General features: G+C 49.6%; 13 protein-coding genes and 1 tRNA gene. 1 reads left to right on the top strand and 13 read right to left on the bottom strand.

The features are described 5' to 3' along the window. Positions 1-173: 173 nt before the first annotated feature. Positions 174-2,807: an alanine--tRNA ligase gene (gene alaS, locus MKZ07_RS32420; RefSeq protein WP_036696598.1), complete on the bottom strand. Its 2,634-nt coding sequence runs from the start codon at positions 2,805-2,807 to the stop codon at positions 174-176. 91 nt (positions 2,808-2,898) lie between these two features. Next, on the bottom strand, positions 2,899-3,099 hold the full coding sequence (locus MKZ07_RS32415; protein ID WP_341029597.1) for a hypothetical protein: 201 nt from the start codon (positions 3,097-3,099) through the stop codon (positions 2,899-2,901). Positions 3,100-3,262: 163 nt separating this feature from the next. Between MKZ07_RS32415 and MKZ07_RS32410 the strand changes: the two genes are divergently transcribed. Further along, positions 3,263-3,339: transfer RNA gene (locus MKZ07_RS32410), tRNA-Pro, on the top strand. Positions 3,340-3,440: 101 nt separating this feature from the next. On the opposite strand, the gene pdxR is transcribed toward MKZ07_RS32410, so the two are convergent. The 11 genes from pdxR to MKZ07_RS32355 form a co-directional block, all read right to left on the bottom strand. Next, positions 3,441-4,940 (bottom strand): MocR-like pyridoxine biosynthesis transcription factor PdxR, encoded by a 1,500-nt coding sequence (pdxR, locus tag MKZ07_RS32405; protein ID WP_051493699.1) that lies wholly within the window; start codon positions 4,938-4,940, stop codon positions 3,441-3,443. Between the two features lie 96 nt (positions 4,941-5,036). Beyond that, entirely contained in the window at positions 5,037-6,251 is a 1,215-nt protein-coding gene (gene trpB, locus MKZ07_RS32400) for a tryptophan synthase subunit beta (RefSeq protein WP_341029593.1), read from the bottom strand. A gap of 11 nt (positions 6,252-6,262) precedes the next feature. After that, positions 6,263-7,681 (bottom strand): UbiD family decarboxylase, encoded by a 1,419-nt coding sequence (locus MKZ07_RS32395; protein ID WP_341029591.1) that lies wholly within the window; start codon positions 7,679-7,681, stop codon positions 6,263-6,265. Then, entirely contained in the window at positions 7,678-7,983 is a 306-nt protein-coding gene (locus tag MKZ07_RS32390; protein WP_051493698.1) for a chorismate mutase, read from the bottom strand. The genes MKZ07_RS32395 and MKZ07_RS32390 overlap by 4 nt, the downstream gene beginning before the upstream one ends. Positions 7,984-7,995: 12 nt before the next feature. Then, positions 7,996-8,595, bottom strand: a complete 600-nt coding sequence (locus tag MKZ07_RS32385; RefSeq protein WP_076161436.1) for an anthranilate synthase component II — start codon at positions 8,593-8,595, stop codon at positions 7,996-7,998. Beyond that, a complete protein-coding gene (locus MKZ07_RS32380; RefSeq protein WP_341029836.1) occupies positions 8,576-10,048 on the bottom strand; it encodes an anthranilate synthase component I family protein in 1,473 nt (490 codons plus the stop codon). Before MKZ07_RS32380 ends, MKZ07_RS32385 begins: the two co-directional genes overlap by 20 nt. Positions 10,049-10,099: 51 nt before the next feature. Continuing rightward, positions 10,100-10,441, bottom strand: a complete 342-nt coding sequence (locus MKZ07_RS32375) for a cupin domain-containing protein (RefSeq protein ID WP_036696816.1) — start codon at positions 10,439-10,441, stop codon at positions 10,100-10,102. A gap of 58 nt (positions 10,442-10,499) precedes the next feature. Beyond that, positions 10,500-11,183, bottom strand: a complete 684-nt coding sequence (locus tag MKZ07_RS32370; RefSeq protein ID WP_036696586.1) for a flavodoxin family protein — start codon at positions 11,181-11,183, stop codon at positions 10,500-10,502. 29 nt (positions 11,184-11,212) lie between these two features. Next, positions 11,213-11,512 (bottom strand): AzlD domain-containing protein, encoded by a 300-nt coding sequence (locus MKZ07_RS32365; RefSeq protein WP_051493694.1) that lies wholly within the window; start codon positions 11,510-11,512, stop codon positions 11,213-11,215. Beyond that, on the bottom strand, positions 11,509-12,231 hold the full coding sequence (locus tag MKZ07_RS32360) for an AzlC family ABC transporter permease (RefSeq protein WP_162174476.1): 723 nt from the start codon (positions 12,229-12,231) through the stop codon (positions 11,509-11,511). The genes MKZ07_RS32365 and MKZ07_RS32360 overlap by 4 nt, the downstream gene beginning before the upstream one ends. Beyond that, on the bottom strand, positions 12,191-13,012 hold the full coding sequence (locus MKZ07_RS32355; RefSeq protein WP_051493691.1) for a B3/B4 domain-containing protein: 822 nt from the start codon (positions 13,010-13,012) through the stop codon (positions 12,191-12,193). The genes MKZ07_RS32360 and MKZ07_RS32355 overlap by 41 nt, the downstream gene beginning before the upstream one ends. Positions 13,013-13,275: the final 263 nt, after the last annotated feature.

Here is a 13,275-nt window from a genome sequence, read left to right as displayed (position 1 = left end):
TGTTTTTTTGGGTTTTAAGCTATTGCAAGCCCTGGGTCAATAATGAATAACCCAAAAAAATATACATTGTGTGAATAAAGCAGCGGCACCGAGGAAATGCCCTCAGCACCGCTGCTTCCCAACCCTTGATAGAAATCCACAGTTTCTTACAGAAAGGAATTACTGTATACCGCTTAAGCCTGTGCGGCTACCAGTTCCTCGGCCTTCTTCAGGGCTTCGCCCAGCTTGGAAGCGTCCTTGCCTCCGGCCTGCGCCATATCCGGACGTCCACCGCCGCCGCCGCCGCAGACTGCAGCGATCTCCTTCACCAGCTTGCCGGCATGGAAGCCCTTCTTCACCAGCTCCTGAGGTACGGCTACCACGAAGTTCACCTTGTCATCCATTGCAGCACCAAGTACCAGTATGGCCTCCGGGAGCTTGGACTTCAGTTCGTCCGCTGTCGAGCGCAAAGCATCGATATTGCCGGCTTGTACAGAGACCGCAAGAAGCTGCGTTCCTCCGCCTACTGTGATTACACTGCTGGTCAGCTCTGCTGCGAAGGTTGCGCTCAGCTTGGACTGGAGCGATTCATTCTCACGGCCCAGCTCGCGTACCTGGGCATGCAGGGCTTCAATCCGCTTCGGCACATCGGTCAGCGAAGATTTCAGCAAGGCTGCCGACTGCTTCAACAGGTCCAGCTGACTCTCCGTGAACTGATAGGCGTAACGGCCAGTCACAGCTTCAATCCGGCGCACCCCGGAACCGATGCCGCTCTCGCTAAGCAGCTTGAAGATTCCGATCTGTGCTGTATTAGACACATGGCATCCGCCGCACAGCTCCAGGCTGTAGTCGCCAACTTGAACGACACGGACAACATTGCCGTATTTCTCTCCGAAGAGGGCCATCGCTCCCATAGCTTTGGCTTCATCTATCGGCTTATTCTCAATGACTACTGGAAGGCTGCGCCAGATCTGCGCGTTCACGCGCTGCTCAATATCACTGAGCTCCTCTGGAGTAATGGCTCCAAAATGCGAGAAGTCGAACCGCAGGCGTGAGCCTTCTACTAAAGAGCCAGCCTGATTCACATGGCTGCCCAGCACTTCCTTCAGCGCCTTGTGCAGCAAGTGGGTGGCCGTGTGGTTCTTCACGATATCCTCGCGCTCCGCCTGGTTCACTTCGGCACGGACGGTATCGCCGACCTTCAGATCGCCTGCTTCCACCGTAACCAGATGAACATGCTGGCCATGCGGTGCTTTGAAGAGGCCGTTCACCTTCGCGGTCACCGATCCGCCGGTCAGAACGCCGGTATCGCTGACTTGGCCGCCGCTCTCTGCATAGAATGGTGTTGTCTCCAGGATCACCTGGCACTCGGCGCCTTCGCTTACTGTATCCTGAAGAACACCGTCTACCACAATCGCCAGGACCTTGGACTCTGTTACCGTGTCATTATATCCAACAAATTCACTTTTAACCGTAAGCTCGGCGAGCGCACCGCCTTGAATCTTCATGCTGGCGCTGTCCTGACGGGCTGCTCTGGCCCGGTCACGCTGCTCCTGCATCGCGGCATCGAAGCCGGCGCGGTCTACGGCAAGCCCCTGCTCGGACGCGAAATCCTCGGTCAGGTCAAACGGGAAGCCATAGGTGTCATAGAGCTTGAATGCATCGGCACCGGCAATGGTGCTCAGGCCGTCTGCTTTGGCTTTGGCGCTGATCTCCCCGAGGATCGCCAGACCATCGGACAACGTCTCGTGGAAGCGCTCCTCTTCCAGACGGATGATTTTGGCGATATATTCACGGTTCTCGACCACGGAAGGATAATATACTCCCATAATCTCTCCAACGGTCTCAGTCAGCTCATGAAGAAAAGGACGGTCCATTCCCAGCGTCTTGCCGTAACGTACGGCGCGGCGGAGCAGACGGCGGATAATATAGCCGCGTCCTTCATTGGAAGGAAGTACTCCGTCACCCACCGCAAAGGTAACGGTACGCACATGGTCGGCAATGACTTTTAGCGCGATATCCTGTTCAACATTATCTTTGTAGGTTACCCCGGCAAGCCCGGCAGTCTTCTGGATAATCGGCTGGAACAGATCGGTATCGAAGTTGGAATCCACATCCTGAAGAATGGAAGCGAAGCGCTCCAGGCCTGCGCCGGTATCAATATTCTTGTTGGGAAGCGGCGTATAGCTGCCGTCCTTATTATGGTTGAACTGTGAGAATACGAGGTTCCAGACCTCCAGCCAGCGCTCATTCTCACCGCCCGGATACATCTCCGGATCACTCATATCACTGCCGTACGCTTCACCGCGGTCATAAAAAATCTCCGAGCACGGGCCGCACGGGCCTTCGCCGATATCCCAGAAGTTCTCGTCGCCCAGCTTGATGATGCGTTCTGCGGGCAGGCCGACCTTCTCATTCCACAGCTTGAACGCTTCTTCGTCCTCAGCATACACAGTCACGGAGATCCGGTCGCCGTCGAAGCCGATCCACTCCTTGCCGGTCAGGAATTCCCAAGCCCAGGTAATGGCCTCTTCCTTGAAATAATCACCGATGGAGAAGTTACCCAGCATCTCAAAGAACGTATGGTGGCGGCGCGTCTTGCCCACGTTCTCAATATCATTGGTGCGGATACATTTCTGCGAATTCGTCAGGCGGGGATTCTCCGGAATCTCCCGGCCGTCGAAGTAGGCCTTCAGTGGCGCCATACCTGCGTTAATCCACAGCAGCGAAGGGTCATTGTGCGGCACGAGCGAGGCGCTCGGCTCAATACGGTGGTTCTTGCTCTCAAAAAACTGCAGCCATTTGGAACGGATTTCACTTGCTTTCATCATGTACAGCTCCCGTCTCTTCATTAAATTAACAACAAAAAACGCCCCTGAATGAAATTCAGGGACGATGATTATCGCGGTACCACCCTGGTTATCGCCTTAATCCGTGAACCACGGACAACTGCAGACGATCGCCTTGTGCGGCTGTTAACGGGTGCCCCCGGCGGGATTGTCCCCGCACTCCGAAATTAGCTTTCAGCCGGCCTGTCTCCCAGGTTCTCACACCCGATGCGGCAATCCGCAAAGGAACCTGTTCTCTGGTGAAGCCATGCTCCGGCGTACTTGTTTTCATCAACGCTTTGTCCGATTTGCTTTTTAACATTTCAAGTATAGCCAGCGGGTGGATATCTGTCAATCACAGGCCGTAATTTGCTGTAACAGGAGCTGATAATCGCTATGAAAAAGGTTATTTACAGCGCTTACACACAGGCGTATAATTTAATTATTCTTAGCGTCGAGACGTAGCTCAGCTTGGTAGAGCGCTTGCTTCGGGAGTAAGAGGCCGCAGGTTCGAATCCTGTCGTCTCGACCATTTCTAACATATCTAATTAAGATTCGCGGCTTTGGGGCCGTGATTTTTTGGCATTCTGTCTTCCATATATTATCCTGTTTGGACTCTTGGATCATTCCTCTCTAGCGGCTCTTCTCCTTGCCTAAGACCTTTCGGCATTCTTTCTCGGCAAGTGCCATCTGCTTAATTCCCGTTCTGATCTGATTCTCCGATAAATTCGAATACCCCAGAATAAATGTTGGCTTCTGAGGGATCTGGTTAAGAAAATAATCAGATGCAGGATATATTTTCACTCCATGTCCCAGAGCCTTCGCGGCAATCATCTGCTCATCAACCACTGTATCCAGCTCAATGAGCAGATGTAATCCAGCCTCATCTCCAAAAACCTTGACCCGGCTGCCAAACTCATGCTGAAGCGCCTTTACCAGACAGGAGCGGCGGGTAGCATATAATTTCCCCATTCGGCTTACATGCTTGGCATATTGTCCTGACTGGATGAAATCCGTCAGTGCTTCCTGTTCCAGCGTAGGGGTCATGCGATCCGTAATCCACTTGATCGCCAGAAAGGGCTTTATTAAGGAAGGCGGAAGAATGGCATAGCCAATGCGCAGTGCAGGAAACAGAATTTTGCTGAAGCTTCCCACGTATACGACCCGCCCAGAGTTATCCAGCCCTGCAAGTGCAGATACCTTTTGCCCTACATACCGGTATTCACTGTCATAATCGTCTTCAATAATGAGTGCTCCTGACCCTCTTGCCCACTCCAAAAGCTGAATTCTCCGGTTAAATGACATTGTCACACCCACCGGAAACTGATGCGAAGGGGTTACATAGATCAACTTGGGAGTTTTTGACTGTCTTTTACTGTGATGCGCCAGACATTCATCCATCTCCTGAACACATATTCCTTCCTGGTCAACCCGTACGGGAATCACTTCACCCCCAGAGTAGCTGAATATTTCCCTGAGCACGTTATGAGTTGGGTCTTCAACCAGCACCTGATCTCCTTTACTCAGGCAAAGCCTGGCGAGAATATCCAGAGCTTGTGTAGCCCCAGTCGTAATCACAATTTGCTCCGGAAGTGCCGGAATGGAGCGGGTAGAACGAACTAACCGGGCAATCTCCTCCCGGAGTGCCAGGGTACCTTCTGCTGGTCCGTATGTAAGCATGTCAGGTGTGGCTCTCCGGCAGACCTCAGTCAGTGCACGCTGCCATCGGTCCATGGGAAACATATCCCAAGCTGGCACACCATGTCGGAAATCATAAGGAACCGCTGACGATGAGGGAAGAGCCGATATGAATTTCGGTGCTTTGGTTGACACAGCACAATAATTACCCGTCATCCTGCCGGGGTCAGTATCTGCTCCCGCTGCATTGTCGGCAACAAACGTTCCCGCTCCTCTCCTCATCTCCAGATAACCTTCCGCCTGTAGTTGCTCATAGGCTTGAAGAATGACACTGCGGGAAACCAGAATCTGTTCGGACAGCAATCGAGTGGCAGGAAGCTGGTCCCCGCTTCGCAAGCATCCGCTGTTAATTGCCTGCAAGATTTGCTCAAACACCTGTCTGGATAAAGATGTATCCGATGTCTTATCTAGTGTAATTAACAATTCATACGCCAAGTAAAGCCCCCTCCATCCCCTATGAGATCTTTCTCTATAAATGGATTTAAGCCTCCGGGTTTTGAGACACCGAAGGCTTGCAGTATATAGATTGTCTTATACTTCTTGTAGTGCAGGGCGCTCCTTGAGCATTTCATAGACTTGAGCAACATCCTTGTCCCCGCGGCCAGAAAGACTAACCACAATAATTTCATCCTTGCTCATGGCTCCTGCAACCTTCATCGCATAGGCGACAGCGTGAGAGCTTTCCAGGGCCGGGATAATTCCCTCCGTCTTGGAAAGGGTCAAGAAGGCATTCAGCGCTTCTTCATCGGTAATCGAGACATATTCCGCCCGCTTAATCTGCTTATAATAGCTATGTTCCGGACCCACACCGGGGTAATCCAACCCGGCTGCAATGGAATGGCAGTTCTCGGCATCGTTCATCACGTAGCATCTGAACCCGTGAATAATATCCGGCTTGCCTGTACTAAGCGGTGCTGCATGGATCCCGGTCTCGATCCCTTTTCCTGCAGGCTCTATGCCCACTATCGTGACACCCGGGTCATCCACGAAGGGATGAAACAATCCAATCGCATTGGATCCCCCGCCTACACATGCAGTGATCAGATCAGGAAGGCGCCCTTCCTTCTGCAGAATCTGCTGCTTGGCCTCTCTTCCAATAATCGCTTGAAAATGACGGACCATCAGCGGAAACGGATGCGGTCCAACAACAGATCCGATGAGATAGTAGGTATCTTCATAGTTCTGTGCGAAATCATTCAGCGCTTCATCCACAGCTTCCTTCAGTGTTCTGTTACCGGACTTCGCAGCCACAACCTCAGCTCCCAGCATCTGCATACGGAATACATTGAGAGCCTGTCGTTCAATATCCACCTCCCCCATATAAATGGTGCAAGGGATATTGAACAAGGCACATACGGTAGCAGTGGCTACACCATGCTGTCCTGCGCCAGTCTCGGCAATAATTCTTTTGGCCTTCATCCGGTGGGCAAGCAGGATCTGGCCGATAGTATTATTGATCTTATGTGCTCCGGTATGATTTAAATCTTCACGTTTGAGGTAAATTTTGGCCCCGCCCAGTTTATTCGTCAGCCGCTGCGCATAATATAACAGACTCGGCCGGCCCACATATTCATTCAGATAGTGCAGGAACTCCCGCTCGAACTCTTCGTCGTCCTTATAACGCTGAAAAGCTTCGTCCAATTTATTAAGCGCCGCCCTTAGCTCATCCGGAACGTTGCTTCCGCCAAACTTCTCCTGATCTCCTTCACCAAATACACCGTCCGCAGTTACCTTAATAATGCTCATTGAGTAACCTCCTATATATTTTTGGGTGTGCCAAAAGAAGTTCTTATAAACCCGTCTCTCATTCTATAGGGTACTGTGCAATCAAACACGACTTTTGTGGTCATGCCAGGCTTCGTAATCTGTGGGGACATGCCCGGCATTTGCGATGGGTCCAGATGGAAGCCTTCAAGTCCCGGGAAGGTAATAATGTCCACATCCGCCTGAAAACGGGTCGTCATGGCCCACCACACTTCCTCTTCACTGAACAGGTTAACATCCTCATCTACCAAAACCACCTGTTTGATCATTCGAAAAGAACGAAGAATCATCGTTCCGGCGCGCCTGACGGCGAGATCGTCCTCATCATCTATTTTATGAAATTGAGCAAATAACAGCAGTTGCCCTCCCCCGGCAGAGCTGCAATAGGCATTGGTAATGCGGGAAGTTACTTGATTGCGTACATATTGGAGCACTCCAGCTTCCATCCCCACCGCTAAAAGATTAGATTGCTCGTATCCCGGACCAATCACGGTTTGAAATATAGGATTAGCTGAGGAAGTGATCCCCATAATCTTAATGACAGGCAAATGGGGATGTGCCTTGCCGTCATATCCCAGAAACTCCGGCATAGAATGGCCCCCAGGCTCTCCTTCAGGAGCATACTCATAGGTAATTTCACCTTCCAGTACATACTCCGCTTCGGACAAGCAGTCTGCGGCAACAGATAAACAGGAGGAAATCTTGACTGGCTGTCTCCGTAATCCGCCTGCAATAGCCAGCTCATTGAACCCCTCGGGCGCTACAGCACCCGTGCAGCAGGAAGCAATATATATAGCAGGATCCAGACCGATATTGATGGAGATCGGAAGCGGCACACCCATTTCTTGTGCCGCCAGGTAGAAGCTCTCCAAGTGGCGGCCTGGAACCATCCAGATTGTCAGTTCGTTGTTGCTTTTCACCCATAGCCGATGAATGGAAATATTGCTGTCACCAGTGACAGGATGCTTAGCGACTACTAACCCGAGTGTAATATAGGGTCCCGCATCCTTCATGCTCATGGTGGGGATTGGCAACCGGGTGAGGTTAACATCCTGATGGATCACTTCCTGACAGGGCGGCTTCTCATATTTTACAGGCTCAATTGGATGCTGTGCGGCATCCAGCAGGAAGTCCGCTATATATTGTTCTTGGGCCCCGAGAAGCATTGCACAACGTTTCCGGGTTCCAAAGATCCCCGCCAGCACCGTTTTGTTCACTGGCATCACATGTTCGAATAACATCGGTACTCCCGGGCCGGTTGGTGAAGAGACAGGAACCCCGCCTCCCTGGGCTGCATATAGAGCGGCTAACTCATATTTAGCGTCCACAGGCACCGTATACCGCTGGACGCCTTCAACATGTTCCTCCAAGTATACAAGAGCCGACTTCAGATCATGAATCGCGGCTCTCACACCGCTGGCTCATCTGACTGCTCGCGGCTGTGCAGATATTCAAGCTGCATATCCGTCAGAACCGTAATTAATGTCTTGTAAGTAGCCGTTGCGATCTGTGGTTCAAGACCTGCCGCCTCTGCCAGCCCAGCTACCTTATCTAGTACCTGCTTAACCCGGTCACAGGAACGGACGGACTCCTCATCTTTTTTCAAGACCATAATTTTCTTAACGACCCGGGTTCTTTCAGCGAGCAAAGCCACTATCTGCCGGTCGATGATATCAATCTCTTGACGATGAAGCGCAAGGTTCTCATTCAACATTACTGATCCTCCCTAGATAATTTGAGTTTCATATAAGTATGATACATAGGTCGAAATGAAATTTTGAAATATTTGAAATCCGCTTTCAGTGCATACACTTTCAGGATGAAATTGAATAGATTCAATTGGCAATTCCCTATGCCGTACCCCCATAATATATCCATCATCCGCAGATTCTGCAGTGACTTCCAGACAATCCGGCAGCTCCTCCCGGCTCACGATCAGGGAATGATAACGCGTAGCCCGAAATGGATTATGGAGTTCTGCAAAACAGCCTTTACCATCGTGAATAATCTCACTGGTTTTGCCATGCATCAGATGTTTCGCCCCTATAACTTTGCCGCCGAATGCAAGTCCAATCGCCTGGTGACCCAGACATACGCCAAGGATCGGAAGACACGCTCCATATTGCCGGATCAGCTCGATATACCGCGCATCAGCCGGATGGCCCGGACCTGGACCCAGGACTACAAAATCCGGAGCCAACTGCTCCACAAGACCCGAACTTAACTGATCGTTACGCACCACTTCAAGCTCTACTCCGGCTTTCATCAGATATTGGCAAATAATAAATACAAAGCTATCATATGCGTCAACGACCAATGCTCTCATTCAGTACCTCCCTGCCTGTGACAGCCCAGAATAATGCACCCATTTTATGAAAAGTTTCACTCCACTCCTTCTCCGGCACGGAATCAGCCACCACTCCCGCAGAGGCGCGAATGGAATACGAATCAGGCTTATGGTGAACCGCTGTACGAATGCACAGGGCCATATTTACATACCCGTTGAAATCAATGAATCCCATTGCCCCCGCATAGGCCCCACGGCGCGTGGTTTCAAGCTCTTCAATGATCTCCATTGCCCGAATCTTAGGCGCTCCAGTCATTGTGCCTGCCGGAAAAGTAGCGGCAATAATATCATACATGTCGTTTGTGGCTTTCTTCGCTCCCCTTACACTTGACACCAGATGGTTCAAATGTGAATATTTCTCGATCGCCATTAATTCCTCTACCTCCAGAGTCCCTGTTTCACAGACCCGGCCAATATCATTACGGCATAAATCTACCAGCATAATGTGCTCTGCTACTTCCTTTTCATCCCGCTTCAGAGCTTCTATAAGTCTCACATTCTCCTCTGGAGTGGGGCCCTTGGGGCAAGTACCTGCAATAGGCCTCATTATGATGTTCCCACCCTGGATTTTAATATACAGCTCTGGACTGGCCCCGATCAGCGTCATCCCTCCAAAAGTGGCCAAATACATATATGGCGATGGATTACGCACTCTTAGTCTCCGATACACGTCAACAGGAGTCATAGGGCTGTCAATATTGACTTGATTCCCTAGCTGGACTTGATAGATATCTCCAGCCGAAATATAGGAGAGAGCTTTCCTCACATTATTCTGATATACCTGACTGTCTATCGTATATTCCACAGATAATGGCTCTACAGCATCAGTTAACACCCGGTTCATCTGCAAATCACCCTTATGAAGCATAAGGCAAATCTCCGCCTTGGACAGGTCATCCCATCCTTCAGCAGCTTGGTTGAGAATCAGCCGTACGGTCTTGTCAACCAAATTATATTCTATTAGCCCTTGATACAGGGACAAGGCAAGATCCGGGACCGTTCCGTCATTCGGAATCTGTCTCGGCAGACTTTCAACAGACCATGCGGTATCATAGCCCAAATATCCAAAAAAACCGAAATAGAAGGCTTCGCCCCGATCCGGGACGGAAACGGTGAACTGGGACTGAACGAACCGCAGGAAATCCCACAAGTCCTTGCGATTTCGCAAATGCAAACCCCCATCCCGAGAGACAAGCAGCCCTGCCTTCAGCCCCCCCTGGCTTACCCGCTCCATCATGGACTCTAGTCCTGTCAGTTGTATTTCTGTTGAGAATGCTGTAATCGTAAAGAGCGGTTTGAACCCTATAAAAGTACTCTGGGCACTCTTGGAAGACCCCGATAAGGTTTCCAGAAAGTAGGTATTTTGCTCCCCCAGGTGTTCCCGCAAGGATAAATAGGTCTCAAAGGAATCGTGAAACGGAATATCATGCACTTCAGTGTTTACTTGAATAGGATGCAAGATTCTTCACACTCCCAGTCTGTTTTAGTCCACTTCATCAATAACAAACACCAGAGTCGGGCTACCTTCCATCCCTTGTGACCGATGCGGATCTCCATCAGGAATTACAAAACCCATCCCGGGCCTGCAGGATACCTTTCTGCTCTCGTAATGTATTGTGAATTCTCCCTGCAGCACATAACCCACATGCCCCTTCAGGCACCAATGCTCTTCATTAAAACCCGGAGGAAGCTCCAGCAACCGAAGCCGCTTATTGCCGATATAGCTGATTTTCACACGCCCGTTAGCACCAGGCTTTTCCCAGCTTGTCCATTCCATATTAGGAAAATCAATCCCTCCGAGAGCTTCCAGTTCCTTATTCGTCACAGCCATCAACCTCCACTTTTTATTATTTATTATATGAAAACCAATGATGGGCAATCTCTTACACTAGCGGTGCTTGGAGACGACGCAGCTCATTCTTGCATATTCTCCGCTCATTCTCTTCCTCACATTGCAAAAAGGAATGATTCGTAATCTGCGAATAATGCTTCATAGCTGAGATCATATCAATCATCCGGTTGATCATTCTTCGTACAGAATCCAGCCCTTCCAAATCACTGAATGCCTCGCTTGCTTGTCCGGCATGCAGAAGAGCGGGAAAACCGCTCCCTACCAGGATCATACGATTCAGCAGAATATTGTTCACAATCTGAGAATGAACATGCTGGTGATTATAGCGCCGGCCTGTAATGATCGCTCCTCCGACCTTATTCGTAAGGGGGCGCTCAAATCGGAGATAGCATACCCCTGAGCGTTCAATAAACATTTGCATCAGATGCCCCATGCCGAAACCATGAACAGGAACCGCATAAATAATCCCTTCGGCCTTCTGCATCATCTGCACAATGTACTGCATGTCATCCGTCAGTTCGCAGGCCTTCTCCCGGTAGTTGCAATCCCCGCAGGTCCCGGAAGGCGAGAGGTTAAATTCTCTTAAATTAAGTACTGAGAGATTTGCTCCTCTGTGGATAGCTATTTCTTTGCTATACTTCAGGATCTGGTCTGTATTTCCACCAATGCGGGTTGATCCGCATATCGCTAGCAGTTCTACCGGCATAATATCCATAGGCGCATATTCCTCCCATTATGAATGGATTATAGAAGTTCAACAAAAACAGCAACAGCGACAGAAGCAATGATGACACCAAACAATGGCACCTTTTTAGCCAATACGAGAACAATAGCAACCACACCCGCTGCAATCCCTACCATCGGCGCCTCTTGATCCACCTGAAATATACCGGGAATAATTAACGCGCTGAGTACAGCCAGAGGAAGATTCTCCAAAAACCAGTTCTTTCGCTCCTCCATCTCCGCCTTCCGCACAAGCAGCAGCGGCGCAATGCGGAATAAGAAGGTCAGCATACCCATTCCGAGGATCACAATTATTGTCACATGACTTCACTCCTGACCTCATTTTCTTTGGAAGGGAATATTCCGCCGACACATGCTCCGATGATCATCGCAGCCACTACAGTAGCTGTTCCTAATAAGGGCTGTAGCAACCAGGAGGAAACAGCGGCTGAAATGCAGATCGCCAGGTTTCTTTTGTTGAGCCGGATCTGGGGTATTACTAATGCAATAAGCAAAGCGTACAGGGAAGTATTCAGCGCCGGCAAAATATTAGCGGGAATATAATCTGCCAGCATAATCCCGGCATACGTTGCGATTAGTGTGACGGTGTAGGGCGGGATCTCCAGCCCCAGCAAATAAGGAAGGGAATGACTCCCTGCTTCTCTGCGGTTTTTGTCGGACATCATACTGACCGCATACACCTCTTCTGTCAGCCCGAATCCAACAAATCCTTTGTAGAACGGGCGTGTATTCCGGTTCATTCTGGAAGAGAATGACAGGCTAATAAAAAAGTATCTTAAATTGATAACGAACGTGAGCAGCAAAATAATAGGGGCAGCGGTTCCCACTGCGAGCAGCTTAGCTGCGATAAACTGGCTTGCTCCGGCGTAGACCACAGCGGATAGAAGAAAGACCTCCAGGTCACTTAAGGAAAGGGCTTTGCCCACCAGGCCGAAGGTGATGCACGCCGGGATATATCCGATAACAATGGGAATGGAGTCAATAATACCTTTCTTCACTTGCCTCATGGGCTCTGTCACGATCCGCGAAAACCTCCCCGTTATGTAATAGAAAGGTATGCACAGGTGAATCCTTATGAATGAACGCCCATTCAGATCTCCCAACTCCGGTAAATGGCTGCAGCAATTCATTTAAAAGAAACGTAGTGGCCTCTACAAGTACTTTAGCTTCTTTATGGACCGCTTCAATCGTAAACAGCATTTGTGAGGATTCAGCCGTTGTCTTAACATGATCGCTCTGTCTCCAGTTCCAGCGCCGGGAGTGTGCTCTCCCGGCATCATCTGCATAAATAATCTCACCGGCTGAAGGAAGCTCACACCCATCCACTTTCCCAATCGGCAAGAACTGTTCATTCCCAGTAGCTCTTCTGATAACAAATTCTTGTATATCAGAGATATCGCACGAAGCTATAGGTGTACGGCATTTCAAAGAGATAGCATTGCATAAGTTCACGAGTGTATGAATTCGGGCTAATGCCCCCTGTTCAACTACACGTCTTATGAGCGATTCTGCAGCGCAAGGATACCTTGCGGGCTTGACACCAAATTGACTATAGACTTTCCGCCAGGCTGCAATGGTCGGAATTTCACTTATTGATTCTTTTTGCAATCCTGAGTTCATGATTTCCTGTTCCATATGAGCAAGCAGCGCGTTCACTTCAGAATCCCTGTCTAAGTTTGCAATATGAGAAGTCGCGATCAACCCAACATGTAAATCAGGGGCTATCTCAAAAACATCTTGCGAAAATTCCACTTTAAATGCTCTACTGCCCTCTACTTTCCCGGTATGGACTTGATTCATCTTAATCCTCCTTCGGAGCATTTCACTTCACTGCATTGCAGCGCTACATGGAATATTATACCTTATATACATTTTATTTATAAACTACCAATTCCCGACCAATCAACCATACCAATTTGCTTTTGAACTGAAACGTCCGGATGGACGATATCATCCTCAAATAAATCGAATATGTGCTCTTCTGTCTCTAAAATAAAAAAGCACTACCGTGAAGTAGTACCGTCAATGTCCTATTCTCTTTTATGTTTAAATAGCAAATTCAG

The organism is Paenibacillus sp. FSL P4-0338 (genome assembly GCF_038002365.1).
Classification (GTDB): domain Bacteria; phylum Bacillota; class Bacilli; order Paenibacillales; family Paenibacillaceae; genus Paenibacillus_AQ.
This window is presented reverse-complemented; position numbering and strand designations above follow the sequence as displayed.